This window comes from Xanthomonas sp. DAR 35659 (assembly GCF_041242975.1).
In the GTDB taxonomy this organism is placed as follows: Bacteria; Pseudomonadota; Gammaproteobacteria; order Xanthomonadales; family Xanthomonadaceae; genus Xanthomonas_A; species Xanthomonas_A medicagonis.
Genome location: NZ_CP162488.1, coordinates 575,349 through 596,902, shown reverse-complemented (window position 1 = coordinate 596,902; position 21,554 = coordinate 575,349). Strand labels below are relative to the sequence as shown.

Annotated in this window: 22 protein-coding genes and 1 tRNA gene; 8 read left to right on the top strand and 15 right to left on the bottom strand. The window is 70.8% G+C overall.

Going from position 1 to position 21,554, the window contains the following annotated elements:
- Window positions 1-7: 7 nt before the first annotated feature.
- A complete protein-coding gene (dut, locus tag AB3X07_RS02670) occupies window positions 8-478 on the bottom strand; it encodes a dUTP diphosphatase (RefSeq protein ID WP_369942514.1) in 471 nt (156 codons plus the stop codon).
- The gene (gene coaBC / locus AB3X07_RS02665) at window positions 475-1,749 is read right to left on the bottom strand and encodes a bifunctional phosphopantothenoylcysteine decarboxylase/phosphopantothenate--cysteine ligase CoaBC (RefSeq protein ID WP_369942512.1); all 1,275 of its coding nucleotides are present in this window, start codon (window positions 1,747-1,749) and stop codon (window positions 475-477) included. Before coaBC ends, dut begins: the two co-directional genes overlap by 4 nt.
- A gap of 97 nt (window positions 1,750-1,846) precedes the next feature.
- On the opposite strand from coaBC, the gene radC reads away from it, so the two are divergent.
- The 3 genes from radC (at window position 1,847) to AB3X07_RS02650 (ending at window position 5,223) form a co-directional block, all read left to right on the top strand.
- A complete protein-coding gene (gene radC / locus AB3X07_RS02660; RefSeq protein WP_369942510.1) occupies window positions 1,847-2,521 on the top strand; it encodes a RadC family protein in 675 nt (224 codons plus the stop codon).
- Between the two features lie 164 nt (window positions 2,522-2,685).
- Complete coding sequence (argS, locus tag AB3X07_RS02655; protein ID WP_369942508.1) at window positions 2,686-4,374, top strand: arginine--tRNA ligase; 1,689 nt, start codon at window positions 2,686-2,688, stop codon at window positions 4,372-4,374.
- A gap of 15 nt (window positions 4,375-4,389) precedes the next feature.
- Window positions 4,390-5,223 carry an SPOR domain-containing protein gene (locus AB3X07_RS02650; protein WP_369942506.1) on the top strand — a complete coding sequence of 278 codons (834 nt, stop codon included), beginning with the start codon at window positions 4,390-4,392 and terminating at the stop codon, window positions 5,221-5,223.
- Window positions 5,224-5,436: 213 nt separating this feature from the next.
- On the opposite strand, the gene AB3X07_RS02645 is transcribed toward AB3X07_RS02650, so the two are convergent.
- From AB3X07_RS02645 to AB3X07_RS02630, 4 genes are all read right to left on the bottom strand, one after another.
- Window positions 5,437-6,192, bottom strand: coding sequence for an SDR family NAD(P)-dependent oxidoreductase (locus tag AB3X07_RS02645; protein ID WP_369942504.1), 756 nt, complete (start codon window positions 6,190-6,192; stop codon window positions 5,437-5,439).
- Between the two features lie 73 nt (window positions 6,193-6,265).
- The gene (locus AB3X07_RS02640) at window positions 6,266-6,835 is read right to left on the bottom strand and encodes a DUF4865 family protein (protein WP_369942502.1); all 570 of its coding nucleotides are present in this window, start codon (window positions 6,833-6,835) and stop codon (window positions 6,266-6,268) included.
- Window positions 6,832-7,230 (bottom strand): tautomerase family protein, encoded by a 399-nt coding sequence (locus AB3X07_RS02635; protein ID WP_369942500.1) that lies wholly within the window; start codon window positions 7,228-7,230, stop codon window positions 6,832-6,834. Before AB3X07_RS02635 ends, AB3X07_RS02640 begins: the two co-directional genes overlap by 4 nt.
- Window positions 7,231-7,251: 21 nt before the next feature.
- Window positions 7,252-7,575, bottom strand: coding sequence for a carboxymuconolactone decarboxylase family protein (locus AB3X07_RS02630; protein WP_369942498.1), 324 nt, complete (start codon window positions 7,573-7,575; stop codon window positions 7,252-7,254).
- 104 nt (window positions 7,576-7,679) lie between these two features.
- On the opposite strand from AB3X07_RS02630, the gene AB3X07_RS02625 reads away from it, so the two are divergent.
- A complete protein-coding gene (locus AB3X07_RS02625; protein WP_369942496.1) occupies window positions 7,680-8,588 on the top strand; it encodes a LysR substrate-binding domain-containing protein in 909 nt (302 codons plus the stop codon).
- 63 nt (window positions 8,589-8,651) lie between these two features.
- On the opposite strand, the gene AB3X07_RS02620 is transcribed toward AB3X07_RS02625, so the two are convergent.
- From AB3X07_RS02620 to speA, 5 genes are all read right to left on the bottom strand, one after another.
- Window positions 8,652-9,770: an acyltransferase family protein gene (locus tag AB3X07_RS02620; protein WP_369942494.1), complete on the bottom strand. Its 1,119-nt coding sequence runs from the start codon at window positions 9,768-9,770 to the stop codon at window positions 8,652-8,654.
- 111 nt (window positions 9,771-9,881) lie between these two features.
- Window positions 9,882-10,619: a LytR/AlgR family response regulator transcription factor gene (locus AB3X07_RS02615; protein WP_369942492.1), complete on the bottom strand. Its 738-nt coding sequence runs from the start codon at window positions 10,617-10,619 to the stop codon at window positions 9,882-9,884.
- Window positions 10,616-11,701, bottom strand: coding sequence for a sensor histidine kinase (locus AB3X07_RS02610; protein ID WP_369942490.1), 1,086 nt, complete (start codon window positions 11,699-11,701; stop codon window positions 10,616-10,618). The genes AB3X07_RS02615 and AB3X07_RS02610 overlap by 4 nt, the downstream gene beginning before the upstream one ends.
- A complete protein-coding gene (locus AB3X07_RS02605) occupies window positions 11,692-12,219 on the bottom strand; it encodes a hypothetical protein (protein ID WP_369942489.1) in 528 nt (175 codons plus the stop codon). The genes AB3X07_RS02610 and AB3X07_RS02605 overlap by 10 nt, the downstream gene beginning before the upstream one ends.
- A 131-nt stretch (window positions 12,220-12,350) precedes the next feature.
- Entirely contained in the window at window positions 12,351-14,240 is a 1,890-nt protein-coding gene (gene speA / locus AB3X07_RS02600) for an arginine decarboxylase (RefSeq protein ID WP_369942487.1), read from the bottom strand.
- 238 nt (window positions 14,241-14,478) lie between these two features.
- On the opposite strand from speA, the gene speE reads away from it, so the two are divergent.
- Entirely contained in the window at window positions 14,479-15,330 is an 852-nt protein-coding gene (gene speE, locus AB3X07_RS02595; protein WP_369942486.1) for a polyamine aminopropyltransferase, read from the top strand.
- Window positions 15,331-15,613: 283 nt separating this feature from the next.
- On the opposite strand, the gene AB3X07_RS02590 is transcribed toward speE, so the two are convergent.
- Window positions 15,614-15,952: a P-II family nitrogen regulator gene (locus AB3X07_RS02590; protein WP_369942484.1), complete on the bottom strand. Its 339-nt coding sequence runs from the start codon at window positions 15,950-15,952 to the stop codon at window positions 15,614-15,616.
- A gap of 176 nt (window positions 15,953-16,128) precedes the next feature.
- On the opposite strand from AB3X07_RS02590, the gene ubiK reads away from it, so the two are divergent.
- Both ubiK and AB3X07_RS02580 read left to right on the top strand, forming a co-directional pair.
- A complete protein-coding gene (gene ubiK, locus AB3X07_RS02585; protein ID WP_369942482.1) occupies window positions 16,129-16,398 on the top strand; it encodes a ubiquinone biosynthesis accessory factor UbiK in 270 nt (89 codons plus the stop codon).
- Between the two features lie 13 nt (window positions 16,399-16,411).
- A complete protein-coding gene (locus tag AB3X07_RS02580) occupies window positions 16,412-17,965 on the top strand; it encodes a YifB family Mg chelatase-like AAA ATPase (RefSeq protein WP_369942480.1) in 1,554 nt (517 codons plus the stop codon).
- 82 nt (window positions 17,966-18,047) lie between these two features.
- On the opposite strand, the gene AB3X07_RS02575 is transcribed toward AB3X07_RS02580, so the two are convergent.
- Together AB3X07_RS02575 and AB3X07_RS02570 are read right to left on the bottom strand one after the other, a co-directional pair.
- Window positions 18,048-18,890 (bottom strand): alpha/beta fold hydrolase, encoded by an 843-nt coding sequence (locus AB3X07_RS02575; protein WP_369942478.1) that lies wholly within the window; start codon window positions 18,888-18,890, stop codon window positions 18,048-18,050.
- Between the two features lie 312 nt (window positions 18,891-19,202).
- Window positions 19,203-19,279: transfer RNA gene (locus AB3X07_RS02570), tRNA-Arg, on the bottom strand.
- 522 nt (window positions 19,280-19,801) lie between these two features.
- Between AB3X07_RS02570 and ubiA the strand changes: the two genes are divergently transcribed.
- On the top strand, window positions 19,802-20,704 hold the full coding sequence (gene ubiA, locus AB3X07_RS02565) for a 4-hydroxybenzoate octaprenyltransferase (RefSeq protein WP_369942477.1): 903 nt from the start codon (window positions 19,802-19,804) through the stop codon (window positions 20,702-20,704).
- Window positions 20,705-20,986: 282 nt separating this feature from the next.
- Here the strand turns inward: ubiA and AB3X07_RS02560 are convergent, their stop codons facing one another.
- A complete protein-coding gene (locus tag AB3X07_RS02560) occupies window positions 20,987-21,487 on the bottom strand; it encodes a SecDF P1 head subdomain-containing protein (protein ID WP_369942475.1) in 501 nt (166 codons plus the stop codon).
- Window positions 21,488-21,554 lie beyond the last annotated feature (67 nt).

The following is a 21,554-nucleotide window of genomic DNA, read 5'->3' as shown; positions in this document are numbered from 1 at the left end:
TCCCCCGTCAGCGCACCCCGGTATGGCCGAATCCACCCGTTCCCCTGGCGCTGTCGGCGAAAGTATCCACTACCTGCAGGGCCACGCGCACGACCGGCATCACGACCAGCTGCGCGATGCGATCGCCGGGAGCGATGGTGAAGGGCGCGCGGCCGCGGTTCCAGACGCTGATCAGCAGCGGCCCCTGGTAATCGGCATCGATCAGGCCGGTGCCGTTGCCGAGCACGATGCCGTGGCGATGGCCCAGCCCGGAGCGCGGCAGCACCACCGCGCACAGCTGCGGATCGGCGATGTAGATGGACAGCCCGCTGGGGATCAGCGCGGTATCGCCCGGTTCCAGGGTCAGCGGCGCCTCGGTCGCCGCGCGCAGGTCCAGGCCGGCGCTGGCCTCGGTGGCATAGTCCGGCAACGGCCAGTCGTCGCCGAAGCGCGGATCGAGCAGCTTGACCTGCAGCGGGTACGGCGTCGGGGTGGTCATGCGTGCAGTCGCTCCGCGATCAGGGCCAGCAATTGCTCGGCCAGTTGCGCCTTGGACACCGCCGGGAAACTGCGGGCGCCGTCCTGCCAGTAGGCGGTGGCGGCGTTGTGGTCGCTCTCGAAGCCGTTGCCGGCCACCCCCACCTGGTTGGCGATGATCAGGTCCAGGTGCTTGTCGGTGAGTTTGCCACGGGCATAGCGCTCGATGTCGTGGGTCTCGGCGGCGAAGCCGACCACCAGTTTCAGCGCCTGGGTCTGCGCGGCGACCTCGGCCAGGATGTCCGGGGTGCGCACCAGTTCCAGGGTCAGGCTCTCGCCGCTCTTCTTGATCTTCTGCGCCGCCACCTGCCTGGGCGTGTAGTCGGCGACCGCGGCGGTGCCGATGTAGATGTCGGCCGGCAGCGCGCCCAGGACCGCCTCGCGCATCTGCGCCGCCGAGCGCACGTCGATGCGCCGCACGCCGTCGGGCGTAGACAAATGCACCGGACCGCTGACCAGCACCACGTCGGCGCCCTGGCGCGCGGCGGCCGCGGCCAGGGCGTAGCCCATCTTGCCGCTGCTGCGGTTGCCGAGGTAGCGCACCGGATCCAGGTCTTCGTAGGTCGGGCCGGCGCTGATCAGCAGGCGCAGGCCGCGCAGCGCGCCGCTGGTGGCGACGGCGACGGCGGCGGCGGGCGCCGGTGCCGCCACGACGCCGGCGGACTGGACCGCGCCGCCCGCGGCGACCAGCGCGGCCACGATCTCTTCCGGCTCGGCCAGGCGCCCGGGACCGGACTCGCCCTCGGCCAGCGGGCCGTCGTTCGGCCCGACCACGCTGGCGCCGCGCTGGCGCAGCGTGGCGGCATTGGCCTGGGTGGCCGGATGCAGCCACATGCGATGGTTCATCGCCGGACACACGGTGAGCGGCGCGGTGCTCGCCAGGCACAGGGTGCTGACCAGATCGTCGGCCAGGCCATGCGCCAGCCGCGCCAGCAGGTCGGCGGTGGCCGGCGCCACCACCACGTGGTCGGCCCAGCGCGCCAGTTCCAGGTGGCCCATGGCCTGCTCGGCGGCACTGTCCCACAGGCTGGTGCGGGCCGGGTGCGCGGACAGCGCCTGGAAGCTCAGCGGGGTCACGAACTGCTGCGCGCCGGCGGTCATCGCCACCTGCACCTCGGCACCCGCCTCGCGCAGCCGCCGCACCAGTTCCAGCGCCTTGTAGGCGGCGATGCCGCCGCCCACGCACAACAGCACACGTCTCCCCTGCAGGGGCCCCTCGAAAGTACCGGTCACGTCGGGAATGTCCTACCCATGCAAGAACGATTAGCTTACCCGATGGCCCTCGGCCGCCCTGATATCGTTGCGCCATATCGCCCGCCAATCTGGCGATATGCACATCTCCGACTGGCCCGACGACGAACGCCCCCGCGAAAAGCTGCTGGCACGCGGCCCCGGCGCCCTTTCCGATGCCGAACTGCTGGCGATCTTCCTCGGTTCCGGCCTGCCCGGCAGCGACGCGGTGCGCACCTCGCGCGACCTGCTGCACCGTTACGGCCCGCTGCGCACGCTGCTCGACCGCCCGCCGGGCGACCTGGTCCACCTGCCGGGGCTCGGCCCGGCGCGCGCCTGCAAGCTGGCGGCCGCGCTGGAGCTGGGCCAGCGCCACCTGGCCGCGGAACTGGAACGCGGCACCACCCTGACCGACCCGAGCACGGCCGGCCGCTATTTCGCGCGGCGCCTGCGGGCGTGGCCGCACGAGGTGTTCGCGGTGCTGTTCCTGGACACCAAGCACCGTTCGCTGGCGTTCGAGGAACTGTTCCATGGCACCCTCGATGGTGCCGAGGTGCATCCGCGCGAGGTGGTGCGGCGCGCGCTGGCGCACAACGCGGCGGCGGTGATCATCGGCCACAACCATCCGTCCGGGAACCCGGAACCCTCGCCCGCCGACCGCGCCGTCACCCAACGGCTGAAGCAGGCGCTGGGATTGGTGGACATCCGCCTGCTGGACCATTTCGTCATCGGCGACGGCGCCCCGGTGTCGATGGCGGCGCGCGGCTGGGCCTGATCGGGAGGCCGGGGCGGTCGCGGCAGGCGCGGTGGGCGCGGGGCGCGGAGGCGTCCCGTCCCCGCCGGTGCGGGCACAGGGCTGAGGTCGGGCTGAACCCGGGACGGGCCGGGAGGCGGCGGGTCGGGTAAAATCGCCGGTTCCGCGCTTCAAGCAGAGATCTCGTGAAATCCCAACTCCGCGCCCTGATCGGTCAAGGCATCGAAGCCTTGCGCGCCAATGGCACCCTGCCGGCCGACACCCTACCGCCGGACTTCGTGGTCGAGCGGCCCAAGACCCGCGAGCACGGCGACTTCGCCACCAACGCGGCGATGCTGCTGGCCAAGGCCGCGCGCACCAATCCGCGTGCCCTCGCCCAGCAGCTGGTGGACGCGCTGCCGGCCAACGACGATGTCAGCAAGGTCGAGATCGCCGGCCCCGGCTTCATCAATTTCCACCTCGGCCCCGGCGCCTACCAGCGCGAGGTGCTGGCGGTGCTCAAGCAGGGCGAGGACTACGGCCGCAGCCTGGTCGGCAACGGCCGTACCGTGGGCGTGGAGTACGTCTCGGCCAATCCGACCGGGCCGCTGCACGTCGGCCATGGCCGCGCCGCGGCGATCGGCGACTGCCTCGCACGCCTGCTCGAGGCCAACGGCTGGAACGCCAAGCGCGAGTTCTACTACAACGACGGCGGCAACCAGATCGAGAACCTGGCCCGCTCGGTTCAAGCGCGCGCCCAGGGCAAGACCCCGGACAGCCCCGACTGGCCGGAAGAAGGCTACCGCGGCGACTACATCCAGGACGTGGCCGACGCCTACATGGCCGGCGCCGCGGTCGACCTGGAGGGCCACGTGGTCACCGGCGCCAAGGATCCGCAGGATCTGGACGCGATCCGCCGCTTCGCCGTGGCCTACCTGCGCAACGAGCAGAACCACGACCTGGCCGCGTTCGGCGTGGATTTCGACATCTACTTCCTGGAAAGCTCGCTGTACCGCGACGGCAAGGTCGAGGAGGCGGTGCAGAAGCTGGTCGCCTCCGGCCACACCTACGAGGACGGCGGCGCGCTGTGGCTGAAATCCACCGATTTCGGCGACGACAAGGACCGCGTGATGCGCAAGTCCGACGGCAGCTACACCTACTTCGTGCCGGACGTGGCCTACCACCTGAGCAAGTGGCAACGCGGCTACGTGCGCGCCATCACCGAGCTGGGCGCCGACCACCACGGCTCGCTGGCGCGGGTGCGCGCCGGCCTGCAGGCGATGGACCTGGGCATCCCCAAGGGCTGGCCCGAATACGTGCTGCACCAGATGGTCACGGTGATGCGCGGCGGCGAGGAAGTGAAGCTGTCCAAGCGCGCCGGCAGCTACCTGACCCTGCGGGACCTGATCGAGGAAGCCGGTCGCGACGCCACGCGCTGGTTCCTGATCGCGCGCAAGCCCGATTCGCAGCTCACCTTCGACATCGACCTGGCGCGCCAGCAGAGCAACGACAACCCGGTGTTCTACGTGCAGTACGCGCACGCCCGCGTGTGCAGCCTGCTGCGCCAGGCGCAGGAGAAGAAGCTGGACTACGACCAGGCCGACGGCCAGGCGCAACTGAACCGGCTGAACGACGCGACCTCGCTGGAATTGATGCAGGAACTCTCGCGCTACCCGGAAGTGGTGGAGAATGCGGGGCATGCACTGGAGCCGCACCTGATCGCGCAGTACCTGCGCGAACTGGCCACGGCGTTCCACACCTGGTACCACGGCACCCCGGTGCTGGTGGACGATGCGGGCGAGCGCAACGCCAAGTTGACCCTGGCGGTGGCGGCGCAGCAGGTCTTGGCCAATGGCCTGAATCTCCTGGGCGTTTCCGCCCCGGAAAAAATGTGAGTGGAGAAGCGGTAGATGGCAGCACGACGCGGTAAGACGCAGGCCCGGCGCAACACCGGCAACGGCACGCCCGGATGGGTGTGGCTGATCGCCGGCGTGGCGATTGCGGCCGTGGTGTTCCTGGCGGCACCCGGCCTGTTCAAGAAGGACGGCGACGGCTTCCTGCGCGTGGGCGGCCCACGCGCCAACCCGGACGCGCAGCCGGCGCCGGTGGCCGATGCCGACGTGGACGCGGCGCCGGAACTGCCCAAGCCGGCGGCCACGGCGGCCGGCAGCACCAAGCCCGATGCCAAGGACGCCAAGAAGGACGCGCAGACCCAGTACGACTTCTACACCCTGCTGCCGGGCAAGGAAGTGCAGATGTCCGACGCCGAACTGGCCGCCAGCGCGCGCGCCGAGGCCAACCGCCAGGCGCGCGCGCAACAGGCGACCGCGGCTACGGCCACGGCCAGCCCCGCGACGACCGCCGCCGCCACGGCGCCGGCAGCGACGGCAGCGACGGCAGCGGCCGCCAATCCGACCCCGTTGCCGGAAACCGCGGCAGCGAGCGCGCCGACCGCCACCCCGGCCAAGCCGGCGCCGGCCACCACCGCGGCGGCCGCCGCCGCACCCGACAACGTCCGCTACATCCTGCAGGCCGGCTCGTTCGGCGCTTCCGGCGATGCCGAATCGACCAAGGCCAAGCTGGCGATGCTGGGCCTGACGGCACGCGTGGAATCGGCGCAGATCAGCGGCAAGACCGTCTACCGCGTGCGCATGGGGCCCTACGGCACCGCCAGCGAACTGGCCGAGGCCAAGCAGAAGCTCACCGGCAGCGGCCTGCCGGCGATCGCGATAAAGGCGCAGTGAGGCTGGGAATCGGGAGTCGAGAATCGGGAATGGGGAGAAGCGGCGTCTCCTGCATTGCTTGCGACCGGCCTGCGTAGGCCAGTCGCTTCATCGCCTCGTCAGTCGCGCGAGCGCGACTCATGGCAGCCTGGCTGGCTACTGTGCCCTGCAGCAAGCGGAGCGCATCGGCGCCCGCTTTCGCTGTCGCTTTTCCTATTCCCGATTCCCCACTCCCTATTCCCGGCTCCGAGCCACCTGGAAGCCGGCGAAGGACTGCGTCACCGGCATGATTTCCAGCCGATTGATGTTCAGATGCGGCGGCAGCGTGGCGACCCAGAAGATCTGCTCGGCGATATCCTCGGCGGTCATCGGCTGCGCGCCGTGGTAGAGCGTGTCCGACGCGCCCTGGTCGCCGTGGGTGCGCACCAGGGTGAACTCGGTTTCGGCCATGCCCGGTTCGATCGCGGTCACGCGCACGCCGGTGCCGTGCAGGTCCGAGCGCAGGCCCAGCGAGAACTGGCTGACGAAGGCCTTGGTGCCGCCGTAGGCATTGCCGCCCGGATACGGGTACAGCGCGGCCACCGAACTGATGTTGACGATCGCGCCACGGCGCTGGATCAGCGTGGGCAGCAGGCGATGGGTCAGGGTCACCAGCGCGGTGATGTTGGTGTCGATCATCGTGCGCCAGTCGTCCAGCGACGCGGCCTGCGCCGGTGCGGTGCCCTGCGCCAGGCCGGCGTTGTTGACCAGCAGGTCGATGCCGCGGAACGCATCCGGCAGTTCCGCCAGCATCGCATCCAGCGCGGCTTCGTCGCGGATGTCGAACGCCGCCACGTGCACGCGCTCGGCGCCGAACTCGGCCAGCAGCGGCTGCAGCCGCTCGGCGCGGCGGCCGGTGGCGATCACGCGCCAGCCGGCGTCGACGAAGCGGCGCACGGCGGCGGCGCCGAAACCGGAGGTGGCACCGGTGATCAGGGCGGTCTTGGTCATTGGGAGGCCGGGAATGGGGAGTGGGGGAATCGGGAATGGTAAAAGCAAACGGGCAACGCCGGGACCCGTTGGCTCAGCGATCGCTTGCCGGCATCGACACGTGGCCCAAGGCATAGGCTTGACCGGCGTCCGGCGAGGGCGGCGGCAGATCGCGCCAGAGTCGCAGGCGCAGCAGGTTCCAGCCGTTCGGCTCGTAGGCGCTCACCGTGCCCAGCGCGCCCGCGGCAAGGTCGTCCCTCGCCCGCGCGGTCTCGCGTTCGCCCAGCGTTTCGAGCGGGTCGGCATCCGCGATCGCGACGATCTCGCGCCAAGCGTAGCGGGCGTCGCGCAGGTCCGCGCGCAGATGCGCCGCGCACACCGTCCACAGTTGCACCGCAGGCCGCCCGAACGACGCGGTCAGCGCGCGGAACGCGGCGCCGGCGAGGAAATCGCGCATCGCCTCGGCGTCGCGCCACAGATAGAACGGCGCATACAGATTGGTGCGGCTGGACAGCGTGCGATCGCCGCGATCGGCGCTGAGATAGGCCTTGAACACCAGCCCCGGCAACTCGTCCAGCAACGGTCCCTTGTCGGCGATGCGGCGCTGGATGATGGCCATGTCGTAATCGGCCGGCAACGCGATGCTGTACTGCATGGCGATCATGCGTCGGCCTCCGCGGCCACGATCCCGGCGCGGCCGCCGCCGAAGGACCAGTCCTGCGCCTGCGTGGTGACGATGTTCACCATCACGTCTTCCGGCGCGATGCCCGGCGCGATCGCCAGCAGCTCCACCAGGCGCCGGTAGAACGCGCGCTTGCATTCATCGCTGCGCGGCCGCCCGGCGGTGATCGCGATCAGCACGAAGGCATCCGAGCGCGGTCCGCCGAGATAGTGGCGATCGAACACCAGTTCGCCCGGATCGTGCTGGTGGATGACCTGGAAGCAATCGCCGGCCGGCACCTCGAATGCGTCGTGCATGGCCTGGTAGACGCTGGCGGACAAGGCGCGCAGATAGTCGGGGGTGGCGCCGCGATGCAGCGAGATACGGGCGTAGGGCATGGGACGTCTCCTGCTTGGGAATCAGGCGGCCGGCGCGGTGGCGGCGCGCAGCAGCGGCAGCGCCGAGGCGGCGCATGGCCAGCCGGCGTAGAACGCCAGATGGGTGATCGCTTCGGCCAGCTCGTCGCGGCCCAGGCCGTTGTCCAGCGCGCGGCTCAGGTGGAACGGCAGCTGCTGCGGCCGGTACAGCGCGACAAGCGCCGACACCGTGACCAGGCTGCGCTCGCGCGGCGACAGCAGCGGGCGCTGCCACAGGTCGGCGAACAGCACGTCATCGGTCAGTTGCGCGAATTTCGGCGCGATGTCGCCGAACGCGGAAGCAGCAGATGGAGGCAGGTGGGACATGGGCAGCTCGCACTGGATTGACTGCGCACAGCCTAGCCACCGAAGATGTTCCTGAAAATCGGGAAATTCAACATCAATCATTCGATAAAACAGGATCCACGGCCATGCGGCGCGTCACCTTCGATCTCGATGCGCTGCGCAGCTTCGTCGCCGGCGTCGAACTGGGCAGCTTCGCCAAGGCGGCGGACCGCCACGGGCGCTCCACCTCGGCGATCAGCGCGCAGCTGAAGAAACTGGAAGCGCAGGCCGGCCACGCGCTGCTCCGCCGCAGCGGCCGCGGACTGGCGCTGACCGATGCCGGCGAGGTGTTGCTGGCTTACGCAAGGCGCCTGCTGGAACTCAACGACGAAGCCGCCGGCGCGTTGCACGGATCCGCCCTGCAGGGTTGGGTCCGGCTCGGACTGCAGGAGGATTTCGGCGAGCACATGTTGCCCGACGTGCTGGGGCGCTTCGCCCGCGCCCATCCCAAGGTGCGCATCGAAGCGCGCATCGCGCGCCATCAGGAACTGCTGGCCCGGGTCGACGCGGGCCAGTTGGATCTGGCGCTGGTCTGGGATGCAGGAACCGCGACGGCGCATCGCGCGCCGCAGGCGGCCTGGCCGATGCGGTGGATCGCCGCGGCCCAGGCGCCGCTTCCCGACCCGAGCGGCTGGCACGGCGATGCGCCCTTGCCGCTGGTGGTGCTGGAGGCGCCTTGCCTGCTGCGCACGGCGGCGACCACGGCGCTGGACCGCGCCGGCATTCCGTGGCGCATCGCCTTCACCAGCGCCAGCCTGGGCGGCGTCTGGGCCGCGGTGCGCGCCGGCCTGGGCCTGACCTTGCGCACGCCGGCCGGCCTGCCCGACACGCTGGCCCTGCTGCCGCCAGCAGCCGGCGGCCTGCCGCCGATGCCGGCGCTGGGCTTGAACCTGCATCGTGCCGAGGCGGAACCGGCGCCGGCGGTGGCGCGCCTGGCGGAGATCCTGCAGCAGCGCCTGCACGAGGCGCGCATGGCATGCGTCGATTCGGAATGAGGCGACCAGAGTGAAGAAAACCGCGCGCGGCGCGCCGCGCCGATGCGTTTCGGCAGGGGCGGCCTAGGCAGCCACGGGCGCTTCGGCGGGCGGGCGCTGCAGGCGCTCGCGCAGCCGCAGGAACGGCCGTTCCACCGCGTAGTGCAACAGCGCGGCGGCCAGCAACGCCATGACCGCGTAGACCGCGAATGCGAGCGCCCCGCGTCCGTCGATCGCGGCGCCGAACCAATCCTCGGTGAGATGGAACACGGCCTTGTGCGACAGATACAGGCTGTACGAAACCGCCGCCAGCCACCCCGCCCCAGGCAATGCGCGCCGACCGATCCAGCTGCGCGTGGAGGCGCCGGCGATCGCCAGCAGCGCCAGCCCCAGCGACAACACCGGCCAGCCGATCGCGTTGCCGAGCAGGCCGGTGCGGTCGCGGAACAGCCACATCGCCAGCGCACACACCGCCACCCCGGCCAGCAGCAGTGCATTGGCACGTGCCTGCAGCCACTGCCAGCGCTGCGGCCGGAACACCTTGATCGCGGCCAGCACCACCCCGGCCAGCAAGCCGTCGAGCCGGTTCCAGGTCGGGTAGTAGATGTCCTCGATGAACCAGTTGCGCTGCAGTCCGTCGCCGATGCGGTCGAGCGCGCTGTCGTGCAACCAGGTCGCGGTGCGCAACGCGATCCCGGCCAGCACCACGGCGATGCACAGCACGACGAAACGCCGCGCCGACGGCCGCCGCATCGACAGCGCCGCCAGCAGCGGGAACACCAGGTAGAAGTGCTCCTCCACGCACAGCGACCAGGCGTGCGAGAACGCCTGCTGGGTGGCGTAGTCGATGCCCAGGTTCACCGTGAAGGTGGCGAACATCCACCACGGCGCGATCCCCGGCGCCTCGCGGAACCCCGGCCACGCCAGGTACAGCGCCAGCACCACGGCGAACGCGGGCAGGATGCGGAAGGCACGGCGCAGGTAGAAATCGCCGTAGCGCAGCGGCGCGCCGCGCGCCAGCGGCGCCAGCACCTGGCCGCCGATCAGGAAGCCGCTGAGGACGAAGAACAGGTCCACGCCCATCCAGCCGTAGCGCGACAGCCAGGCCCAGTCCGGCCCCAGGCCACCGACCACGAACGAATGGAACAGCATCACCCAGACGATGGCGAGGGCACGCAGCAGATCGAGACCGGGGTAGCGCATGCGCAGGAGGATCGGGCAGGACGTCGGGAATGGATGATGCGCCGTGGCGTCGCCCCACGCCAGCGCGCTGCGGCCATCCGTGCGCGCGCTGCGGTCGCTGGCCGCGCGCCGCTAGCCGGTGCCGCGCAGGCGCGCGCGGAGCGCGTCCACGTAGCCGCGGCTGGCGCGGACCAGCGTGCCGCTGTGCAGGCGCAGCAGCGCGTCGCGGTTGGACAGCGCGCGCAGTTCGGCCACCGCGTCCAGGCGCACGATCGAGGAGCGGTGCACGCGCAGGAACAGCGCCGGATCCAGTTGCTCCTGCATGCGCGCCAACGTCTGCCGCAGCAGGTGGCTGCCGCTGCGGGTATGCAGCGCGACGTAGTCCCCCTCGGCCTGCAGCCATTCCAGCTCCTCGACCCGCACCAGGCGCGTGCAACGCCCGACCCGGACCTCGAAGCTGCGCACCCAGGCGGCGGGAGCGGCCTCGGCGGCGGGCGGCGCCGCCAGCGCGCGCAGCCGCTGCCGGGCGCGCCGCAACGCCGCGTCCAGGCGCGCGTCGTCCAGCGGCTTGAGCAGGTAATCGACGACATCCAGCGCGAAGGCATCCACCGCGTAGTGCGCGTGCGCGGTGAACAGGATCGCCAGCGGCGGCCGCGCGCCGGCCAGGCTGCGCAACAGGTCCAGGCCGGACATGCCCGGCATCTGCACGTCCAGCAGCACCAGATCGGCCGGGTACCGGGACAGTCCTTCCGCCGCAGCCGCGGCGTCGGCGTAATCGCCCACCAGTTGCAGATCGGGATGCGCGGCCAACCGGGCCGCCAGGCCGCGCCGCGCGAGCGGCTCGTCGTCGATGATCGCCACGCGGATCACGCGTCGGCGCCGGCCGCGCGACGGAACGGCAGTTCCATCGCCACCGCGTAGGTGCCGTCGCCGGCGATGCCCGCGGCGAATGTGGCCTCGCCCGGATACAGCGTCGCCAGGCGCTCGGCGACGTTGTGCTGCCCCATCCGCTGGCCGGCGGGTTCGCGCGTGCCCGGTGCCGGCACGTCGTTAACCACCTGCAGGCACAGGCGCTCGCCGCGCCGCTGCGCCGAGATGCGCAGCAGCCCGGGATCGCTGCGCAAGGCGATGCCGTGACGGATCGCGTTCTCGGCCAGCGGCTGCAGCAGCAGGAACGGCACCTGCGCCTCCAGCGTGCCCGGTCCCACCTGCCACTGCACGCGCAGCCGCGCGTCCAGGCGCAGTTGCTCGATCGCCAGATAGGTTTCGGTCAGCGCCAGTTCCTCGGCCAGCGCGACCTCGTGCGATGGGTTTTCCAGGATGGCGCGCAGCAAGTCGCCCAGTTGCGCGATCATGCTGCGCGCCTGCTCGCCGCGCCCTTCGCCGACCAGGGTGGAAATGCCGTTGAGCGTATTGAACAGAAAATGCGGCTGCATTTGGTAGCGCAGCGCGCGCAGTTCGGCCTGGCGCGCGAGCAGCACCGCCGCGCGGCGCCGCTGCCGTTCGTCGCGCAGCGACAGCGCGTGCGCCAGCGCGGCATGCGCGGTGCAGTAGGCGATCAAGGCGAGCCAGCATCCGTCCAGTCCGGACACCAGGTTCGCCCAATGGAACCGGTCGCCGGCCGACCATCCCATCCGCGCGACCAGCAACGCGCCGAGCCCGTTGTTGACCACGGCCATCGCATAGGTGGCCAGCAGCAGCGCCGCGGCCGTCGCCAGCGGCCCGACGCGGCGGCGCCACAGCCAGCGCTGCAGCAGCACCAGGCACGGCACCCATAGCGCACAGGCCAGGAAATACAGGCTGCGCAGCGCCAGCGCATGGCTGGGCGATGCCAGCGCCGGCACGCCCATCACCAGCAGACAGATCGCCACCGGGACGCCGGCCACCAGCGCCAGCCGCCATTCCGGCGCCTGCACGGGCTCGGCACGCGGCGGCGACAGCCTCATCGACATGCTGGCGCCGTCCCCGGCACGGGCGGCAACCGCACCGACCAGACCACCGAGGCGATCCGCCAGCCGGCCTCGGTGCGCAGCAGTTGCCAGGATTCGCTGCCGTAGTTGGTCGGCGCACCGTCGACGCAGTAGCTGTAGCGGAAGAACACCGTGGCCACGTCGCCATCGCTGAGGATCCGCAGGCCGGCGACCGGTTCGTCGACCGCCGCCCCCGCCCGCACGATGCCGTCGATCATCGCCCCGGGCGAATCGCCGTCCAGCGGCGGCACCTTCTCCAGCGTTCGCCGCTGGCGCAGGCGGCGCAGGCTGTCGTCCGCGTACACCTGGCGCCAGGTGACCGCGTCGGGCAGGAACAGCGCGCGGAAACCGGCCGCGTCGCGCGCGCGGATCGCCTGGCCGAAGGCCTGCACGACCTGCGCAATGGCCTGGGTGTCGGGGGAAGCGTCCGCCGCGGCGGCGGCCATGGCGCACGGGCACGCCCCGAGCAGGACGAACAGCGGTAGCAAGCGACGGCGCATGGCATCGATCCGAAGAAAACGTTCGCCCTTCATGCCCCAGCCCGCCGCGCCGCGCCAGTGCGCCGGGGCGGGTCCGCGGCAGGCCGTGCCATCGCCGCGACGGACCGCCATCGCGGCCGCCGCGCCGGCGCTCAGCCCAGCGGCTCGTCGGACAGGTAGGTATAGCCGGTCAGCCCCGCCTCCAGCGCCGCGGACAGCGCCTGCGCCTGCGCCGCCGGCAGCTGCGCGGCGGCCACGCGCTCGGCGTAGGCCGCGCGCAGGTCGGACAGTGCATAGCCCACGTAGTCCAGCATCACGTCTGTGGTGTCGCCGCGGCGCTGCTGCGCGATGCGGTAGCCGTCGCCGTCGGCGCTGACCTCGATCGCATCGGTGTCGCCGAACAGGTTGTGGATGTCGCCGAGGATTTCCTGGTAGGCACCGACCAGGAAGAAGCCGATCCGGTAGCTCTCGCCCGCGCGCAGCGCGTGCAGCGGCAGCGAGCTGTCCAGGCTCTCGTTCTCGACGTAGGTCTTGACCATGCCGTCGGAGTCGCAGGTCATGTCGCAGATCACGCCGCGCCGCGCCGGCGCCTCGTTCAGCCGCTCGATCGGCACGATCGGGAACACCTGGTCGATCGCCCACACGTCGGGGATCGACTCGAACACGCTGAAGTTGACGAAGTACTTGTCCACCAGCCGCTCGTTGAGTTCGTCCAGCACCGGGCGGTGGCTCTTTTCCTCGTGGCTCAGGCGTGCGCGCACGCCGTGGGCGATCGCATAGAACAAGTCGTCGATGCGCGCGCGCTGCGGCAGGTCGATCTGGCCCAGCGCGTAGCTGGACAGGCCCTCGGCATGGAAATGCTGCGCTTCCTGGAACAATTCCACCGCCGGGCGCACGTCCAGTTCGTCGTGGATCTCGCGCAGGTGGCGGATCGCCGCCGGCTCGTCGGCGTGCGCGTCGGGCACGCGGCCTTCCGGCGCCTGCTCCACTTCCGACACGTTGGCGATCAGCACCGCGTGGTGCGCGGTCATGGCGCGCCCGCACTCGGTGACGATGCGCGGCGGCGGCAGGCCGTGTTCCTCGCAGGCGTTGGCCAGCGGCTGCACGATGTTGCTGGCATAGGAATGCAGGCCGTAGTTGATCGAGCAGTAGCTGCGCGAACGGGTGCCTTCGTAGTCGATGCCCAGGCCGCCGCCGACGTCGACGTGGCTGATCCTGGCGCCCAGCTTGGACAGCTCGACGAAATAGCGGGTGGCCTCGCGCATGCCGTTGGCGATGTCGCGCACGTTGGAGATCTGCGAGCCCATATGGAAGTGCAACAGATTCAACGCGTCGGCGTATTCTGTGTCGCGCAGGGTCTTCCACAGGTCCAGCACCTGCCGCGGCGACAGCCCGAACTTGGCCTTGTCGCCACCGCTGTTCTGCCACTTGCCGGCGCCCAGCGAGGCCAGGCGCATGCGCACGCCCAGGCCCGGCTTCACGTCCAGCGCGCGCGCCTCCTCCAGCACCAGTTTCAGCTCCGACGGCTTCTCGATGACGATGAAGGTCTGCAGGCCGAGCTTGCGCCCGATCAGCGCCAGGCGGATGTACTCGCGGTCCTTGTAGCCGTTGCACACGATCAGCCCGCCCGGCCGCGACAGCGCCAGCACCGCCATCAGCTCCGGCTTGCTGCCCGCCTCCAGGCCGAAGCCCTCGCCCTGGTGGCTGGCCAGGGTGCCGGCCACGCCACGGTGCTGGTTGACCTTGATCGGGTACACCGCGGTGTAGCCGCCGGCGTAGTCCCAGTCGGCCTGGGCCTGGGCGAAGGCGGCCTGCAGCTTGCCCAGGCGCTCGCCGAGGATGTCCGGGAAGCGCACCAGCATCGGCAGCTTGGCCCCGGCCGCGCGCGCGGCGTCCACCACCTCCGGCAGCGCGATCGCCACGCCGTCGGCGCCTTGCGGGCGAACCACCACCCTGCCCGCCGCGTCCACGTCGAAATACCCGTCGGCCCAGTGCGGGATCGAGTAGGTCTTGCGGGCCTGGTCGAGGGACCAATCGCTCATCGTGGCGGCTCGGCTGACGGAAAAAGGGCGTGGATTGTAACCCCTGCTACGCGTGGGGTCCGTTACAATCCGCGCCGTTCCGACGCCTCGCTCCTGCCGGAGCCGGGCCGGGTTCGGGGGCGCCTGGCGCAGTCTGGCTGCACGAGGCTGCGCCCGACCCTCATCCGGCGCTTCGCGCCACCTTCTCCCGGTGGGAGAAGGAAACGCTGCATTCTTTTTGCTTTCCTAGGACATCCGCATGACCGCCAACGACAACTGGTACATCGAACACTTCCAGCCCACCGGCTCGGCCATCGGCTACCGCATCACCGGCAAGCTGGACGAAGTGCAGTCGCCGTTCCAGAAGATCGAGATCTACGACACCACCGACTGGGGCAAGTTGATGGTGATCGACGGCGCGGTGATGCTGACCACGCGCGACAACTTCTTCTACCACGAGATGATCAGCCACCCGGCGCTGTTCACCCACGCCGCGCCCAAGCGCGTGGTGATCATCGGCGGCGGCGACTGCGGCACCCTGCGCGAAGTGCTCAAGCACCCGGGCGTGGAGAGTGCCACCCAGTGCGACATCGACGAGCAGGTCACGCGCATGGCCGAGAAGTACTTCCCGGAACTGTGCGAATCCAATGGCGATCCGCGCGCCGAACTGCTGTTCGACGACGGCATCGCCTACATGGCCAACTGCCCGGCCGGCAGCGTGGACATCGTCATCGTCGACTCCACCGACCCGGTCGGCCCGGCCAAAGGGCTGTTCAACAAGGCCTTCTACGAGAGCTGCTTCAAGGCGCTGAAGGACGACGGCATCCTGGTGCAGCAGTCCGAATCGCCGCTGGCGCTGCTGGACCTGATCAAGGAAATGCGCGCGGAGATGGGCAAGGCCGGCTTCGCCAGCTTCCACACCGTGCCGTTCCCGCAGCCGTGCTATCCGACCGGCTGGTGGAGCGTGACCCTGGCGCGCAAGTCCGGCGGCTTCGACTTCCGCCAGGCCGACGCCGCGGCCAAGCCCTTCGCCACCCGTTACTACAGCGCGCACCTGCACACCGGCACCCAGGTGCTGCCGCCGTTCGTGGCCGAGGCGCTGGGCGGCTGACGCTTGGTCGGCATCGGCGCGCGCTTTCGGGCATGCGCCGGTGCAGCGTCGAGATGGCGGCCTGCTGGCGCCATCTCGGCGGCCGGGATCGTGCTCTGGCGCCAATCGCACGCGCAGTCGCCACTGGCATCATCGGCTCCGTTCGACCAGCCAGCCACACCGTGGCAGGGATGCGAAGGCGCAGCGGCCAACCCGCTGTAGGAGCGGCTTCAGCCGCGACGGACGTTCCCGGCAAAGCCTGTAGCGGCTCACCCAATCCCTGCAAACGCGGGATCAGCGCCGGCTACAGCGCGTCCGCATCCAGTTCGCCGGTGCGGATCCGCACCACCGTCCCCAGGTCGTAGACGAACACCTTGCCGTCGCCGATCTTGCCGGTGCCGGCCGCCTGGACGATCGCCTCGAGCACGCGCTCGACCTGCTCCTCGCTGACCGCCACTTCCAGCTTCACCTTGGGCAGGAAATCGACCACGTACTCGGCGCCGCGGTACAGCTCGGTGTGGCCCTTCTGCCGGCCGAAACCCTTGACCTCGGTGACGGTGATGCCGGCCACGCCCTGCGCGGCGAGCGCTTCGCGCACGTCGTCGAGTTTGAACGGCTTGATCACGGCCATGATCATCTTCATGCGGCTTTCTCCAATCACAATGGCCTCAGGATAACGCGGTTGCGCGATGCCCGGCCGCCGGGTTCAAATGGCCGCGCGCCCCACCGCCGGAATTTTCCGACAGCGCGCCACGCCGGACACCGATGGTCCCGACCCGCCGGGTGCCGCAGTCTGGCGTCACCTGCCGGAGTACAGCCATGATCGACCTCAACCACCTCGACGACCTCGCCCGCCGCCTCAGCGACCTGGTACCGCCGGGCCTGCGCGAATCCCGCGACGAACTGCAGAGCACCTTCAAGAGCGCGCTGCAGGCCGGGCTGGGCAAGCTCGACTTGGTCACCCGCGAGGAATTCGAAGTGCAGCGCGCGGTACTGCTGCGCACGCGCGAGAAGCTGGACGCGCTGGAACGCAGCGTGGCCGCGCTGGAAGCCGCGCGCAGCGGCGACGCGCCCTCCGCGCACGCCTGATCCACCCGCCATCATGAGCCTGGCGCTGGTGCACAGCCGTGCCCGCGCGGGGGTGCTTGCGCCTCCGGTTCGGGTCGAGGTCCATCTGTCCGGCGGATTGCCGGCCACGCAGATCGTGGGCCTGCCCGAGGCGGCGGTACGCGAATCCCGCGACCGCGTCCGCGCCGCCCTGCTGTGCGCGCAATACGAATTCCCCGCGCGCCGCATCACCGTGAACCTGGCTCCCGCCGACCTGCCCAAGGAGGGCGGGCGCTTCGACCTGCCGATCGCCCTGGGCATCCTCGCCGCCGCCGGGCAGCTCGACCCGCAGGCACTGGGGCAGTACGAGTTCCTCGGCGAACTGGCGCTGACGGGCGAGTTGCGCCCGGTCGACGGCGTGCTGCCGGCGGCACTGGCAGCGGCCCAGGCCGGGCGCACGCTGATCGTGCCGGCCGGCAACGGTGCCGAGGCCGCGCTGGCGGGCCATGTGCAGGCTTTCACCGCGCGCACCCTGCTCGAGGTGTGCGCGCTGTTGAACGGCACCAAGACGCTGCCGGCCGCCGAAGCCCCGCCCGCCGCGGCCATGCCGTTTCCCGACTTGAGCGACGTGCGCGGGCAAGCACAGGCACGGCGCGCGCTGGAGATCGCCGCCGCCGGCCATCACCACCTGCTGTTGATCGGCAGCCCCGGCTGCGGCAAGACCCTGCTGGCCTCGCGCCTGCCCGGCATCCTGCCCGAGGCCAGCGAGGCCGAGGCGCTGGAAACGGCGGCGATCGCCTCGGTCAGCGGCCGCGGCCTGGACCCATCGCGTTGGCGGCAACGCCCTTATCGCGCCCCGCATCACACCGCCAGCGCGGTCTCGCTGGTTGGCGGCGGGACGCACCCGCGCCCCGGCGAGATCTCGCTGGCGCACCACGGCGTGCTGTTCCTGGACGAACTGCCGGAGTGGAACCGGCACGCGCTGGAAGTGCTGCGCGAACCGCTGGAATCGGGACAGGTCACCGTGTCGCGCGCGGCGCGTAGCGCCGAGTTTCCCGCGCGCTTCCAGTTGGTGGCGGCGATGAATCCCTGTCCCTGCGGCTGGGCGGGCGATCCCAGCGGCCGTTGCCGCTGCAGCGACGAGAGCATCCGCCGCTACCGCGCGCGCATTTCCGGGCCGCTGCTGGACCGCATCGACCTGCACGTGGAGGTGGCGCGGCTGCCGCCGCAAGCGTTGCGCGCCGACGCGCCGCCCGGCGAAACCAGTGCGGCCGTGCGCGAGCGCGTGGAACAGGCGCGGCAACGCCAGCAGGCACGCGCAGGCCGGCCTAACGGCCAGCTCGGCCACAGCGAGACGCTGCGCGACTGCCGCCTGCAAGCGCGCGACGAGGCGCTGCTGGAACAGGCCATCGACCGCCTGCGGCTGTCGGCGCGCTCGCTGCACCGCATCCTGCGCGTGGCGCGCACCATCGCCGACCTGGACGGCAGCGAGCGCATCGGCACCGCACATCTGACCGAGGCCATCGCCTACCGGCAACTGGACCGTGGCCAGGCGACGGCGACCGCCGTTGGACCGCCCGCCCCGGGAGCACCCCGCCTAGCGGGGTGATGCCGACGCGAGGCAATGCTTGCCGGCGCTTCGGCACTCGGCGCGATCAAACGCGCATGGACTCAGACACTGTCGTCCGCGCTCAATCGCTCGCCGCGGCCACCCAATCGGCCAGCAGGGCGTTGCAGCGCCGCGCATGCGTGAAGGTCATGCCGTGCAAGGCACCGGCAAGCAACTGGTGGGAAGCACGCGGCAGCCATGCCGCCAGCGCGGCGGCGTTGTCGCGGTACTGGGCCGGGCTGTGCTCGCCGGCGACGAGCAACACCGGCATCGCCAGGGTGGCGGCCTGCTCGGCTTGGTACGCCGGCAGCGCATCGGCGATCTGCGGCGCCAGGGTCTGCGCGTTGTCGCGCACCATCTGCCGGAAACTGGCGCTGCTGCGCGTCCAGGCGCCGGGCTGGCTGACCGAATCGACGAAGCACTCCAGGCCCGCCTCGACCTGGCCGCCGTGCAGCAACGCCAGCGTCTGCGCGCGGATCGCCTGCACCTCTGGCGCCAGGCCATGCGGCTGCGGACCGCCGGGATCGAACAAGGTCAGGCTGGCGATGGCGTCCGGCCGCAGCAGCGCCGCCTGCCAGGCCACGGCGGCGCCGCGTGAATGCCCGACCAGATGCACGGGTCGCGCTTCCTCGGCGATGAAGGCGGCAAGCTGCCGCGCATGCCAGCGCCAGCCGAACGCATGCCGCGACGCCGAGGGCAGCCGTGGGTAGTACTGGCCCAGGCTCAGCGCGCTGAGCTGGAAGCGATCGGCCAGGCCGCGCAACTGCGGCGCCCAGTAGCGGTAGTCGCACAGGGCGCCGTGCACCAGCAGCACCGGTGCGCCCTCGCCCACTCGCAGATAGGCCAGCGCATCGTCCGCGCCGAGCCGGCGCACCGCGGGCTTGGGCAAGGCCGTGCGTGGACTGGCGATACGTTGAATGGTCATACCCGTGTGCGGATCTGCGCAGCGCACCCGATGCGCAGGCGCGGGCCGGTTGTGCCGGCATCTGCGGCGCAGCAGGCGGCGGGGCGGGCAAGCACAAGAGCGAAAACGGGGAAGATGAGCGCAGGCATCCGCATACGATAGCCGCGTCGCTGCCGTGCGCGGTGCGGCTTCAGTTCCGGGTGCTGCTCCAGCATCCCTGCAGCGAGGCTTTGACCAGCGCCGCCGCGCGTTCCGGCGGCCCGGCTTCAGCGGGCTGATTGCCGAGCACGCGATCGTCGGAAAGACGATGCGGAAAAAAAGCGTAGTACTGGGTGGCGCGCCCGGAGGGATTCGAACCCCCGACCAATGGCTTCGGAAGCCACTACTCTATCCGGCTGAGCTACGGGCGCAACGGACGCGCATTCTAACGGCAAACCGCGCGCCGCGTCTCCCCCATGGCGATCGCAGGCCGCGATGGCCGGCCCCAGCCGCCGCTCACCCTGGTCTGCGGCGGCCATGGACTGAGATCCGGCCGGACGCGCGGCGTCCGCCGCCTGCTGGTCGTTCCTGGCTTCGGCTTCGGCAAGAGCAGGCGCGCCGCCATTCGACCATTGCATTCCAGTGGATCTGCTTGACCTCGCTGCGCACCACTGGTTGCCCGGCCTTGGGGACGTCGGTCTCCCACCTGGCGATGGTCTTGGCCTTGGTCCGTCACATTTCGCACGTCAGCGCCCGATTGTCGTGGCGACGCGGATGGGTCGCCAACCCCGACCGCGCCGCATCGACACCGGTGCGGCGACGTGTCCTGGCACGGTATCGGGACGCCTCGGCGGCGGCGCGACGCCGCACTGCCGCGCGCAATCGCCCTTGCACCGGGCTCGGCCGACCGCATCGCGCTGCCGCCGGACCGACGCGACTGCTACCCTTGCGCGATGGGTTACGAACGCTACGACACGCCCGCCGCGCTGCCGCCACGCGCGCGCCTGGGCCAGTACTGGAAGCTGCTGCGCGGCGACCGCCCGATCGGCGTGCTGCTGCTGCTGTGGCCGACCTGGTGGGCGCTGTGGCTGGCCGCCGACGGCCTGCCGCCGCTGTGGACGCTGTGCGTGTTCACCGCCGGCGTGTGGCTGACCCGCTCGGCCGGCTGCGTGATCAACGACTACGCCGACCGCTGGCTGGATCCGCAGGTCGAACGTACCCGCACGCGGCCGCTGGCCACCGGCGCGGTCAACGGGCGCGAGGCGCTGGTGGTGTTCGCGCTGCTGATGCTGGCCGCCTTCGCGCTGGTGCTGACGATGAACGCGCTGACCATCGGCCTCAGCGTGGTCGGCTTGTTCCTGGCCGCCAGCTACCCCTACCTGAAGCGCTACACCTACCTGCCGCAGGTCTATCTGGGCATGGCCTTCGGCTGGGGCATCCCGATGGCGTTCGCGGCGATCCGCGGCGAGGTGCCGGCGCTGGGCTGGCTGCTGTACGCGGCCAACATCCTGTGGGCCACCGCCTACGACACCTGGTACGCGATGGTCGATCGCGAGGACGACCTGCGCGCCGGCTCCAAGTCCACCGCGATCCTGTTCGGCGACCTGGACCTGGTCGCGCAGGGCATCCTGTACGCGTTGATGTTCGTCGCCCTGACCTTCGTCGGCCTTCGCGCCGCGCTGGGGGTCTGGTACTGGGCGGGCCTGGGCATCGCGGTGCTGCTGGTCGCCTACGAATTCCGCATCGCCCGCAACCGCGAACGCGGGCCCTGCTTTCGCGCCTTCCTGCACAACAACTGGGTGGGCCTGGCGATCTTCGCCGGCATCGCCTCGACATTGGCGCTGCGCGCGGCCTAGCGTCTGTTGCCGATCACCCGCGGCGCGCGCCGTGTTCGGAAACTCGATCCTGCGCGGGCCGGCCCTCGTGCCAGACAGTCGCGTAGTCATCGCCGATGCGCAGCACCATGCAAGACCGCGCAAAAGGCTGCCTCGCCGGCGCGCAAGCTGACATCGTGACGCCAAGGCACGCACCCCAGGCGCGCGCCCGTCGCCCACCGGGCCACCGGCTCGCCCCACGCAGGGTTACGCAGGGTCTGAAGAGAATGCGGCAGCCGCCGCTCCTCATCGCACCGACACCTTCTAGCGCTTAGCGTCCTGTGCTGGCGCGGCCGGCGCGTGGGTCAACAGCGCGAACACCCGCTGCTGTTCCTGCACGTCCTGCAGCCCGCTGATGCGCAGGCTGTCGCCCGGCAACGGCGCCATGACCGTGGCCACGGTCACCACCTGGCCGTCGGCCAGCAGCGCGATCGGCTTGCCGACGTTCTGCTCGGTGGCCTGGGTCAGGCGTTGGCCGTGTCCAGGAAACCGCAGATCCAGCGCTGGCTGGCCATCGTCGTTGTCGGCGGGCGCCACGGTCGCGGCCTCTTCGACGACCAGCAACGCCTGCGGTGCCAGGTACACCGGCTTCCCGTGGTAGTCGGCCTGGACATAGTCGGGGGTGGGCGCATGGCTGGCCAGGCGCCATTCGATCTTCGCCTTCACCGGGCTGGCGGCGGCGGCGTCCGGCGCATCGTAGTACCCGCAGCCGGTGACACCGAAGACACACAGCGCCATCGACAGACCCAAAGCCTTCCAGCGCATCGCAAACTCCTGTCGTTGTTGCCCGAGTGACGATCATAAAGCCGCGCACGTCTGCACATCGTTCATG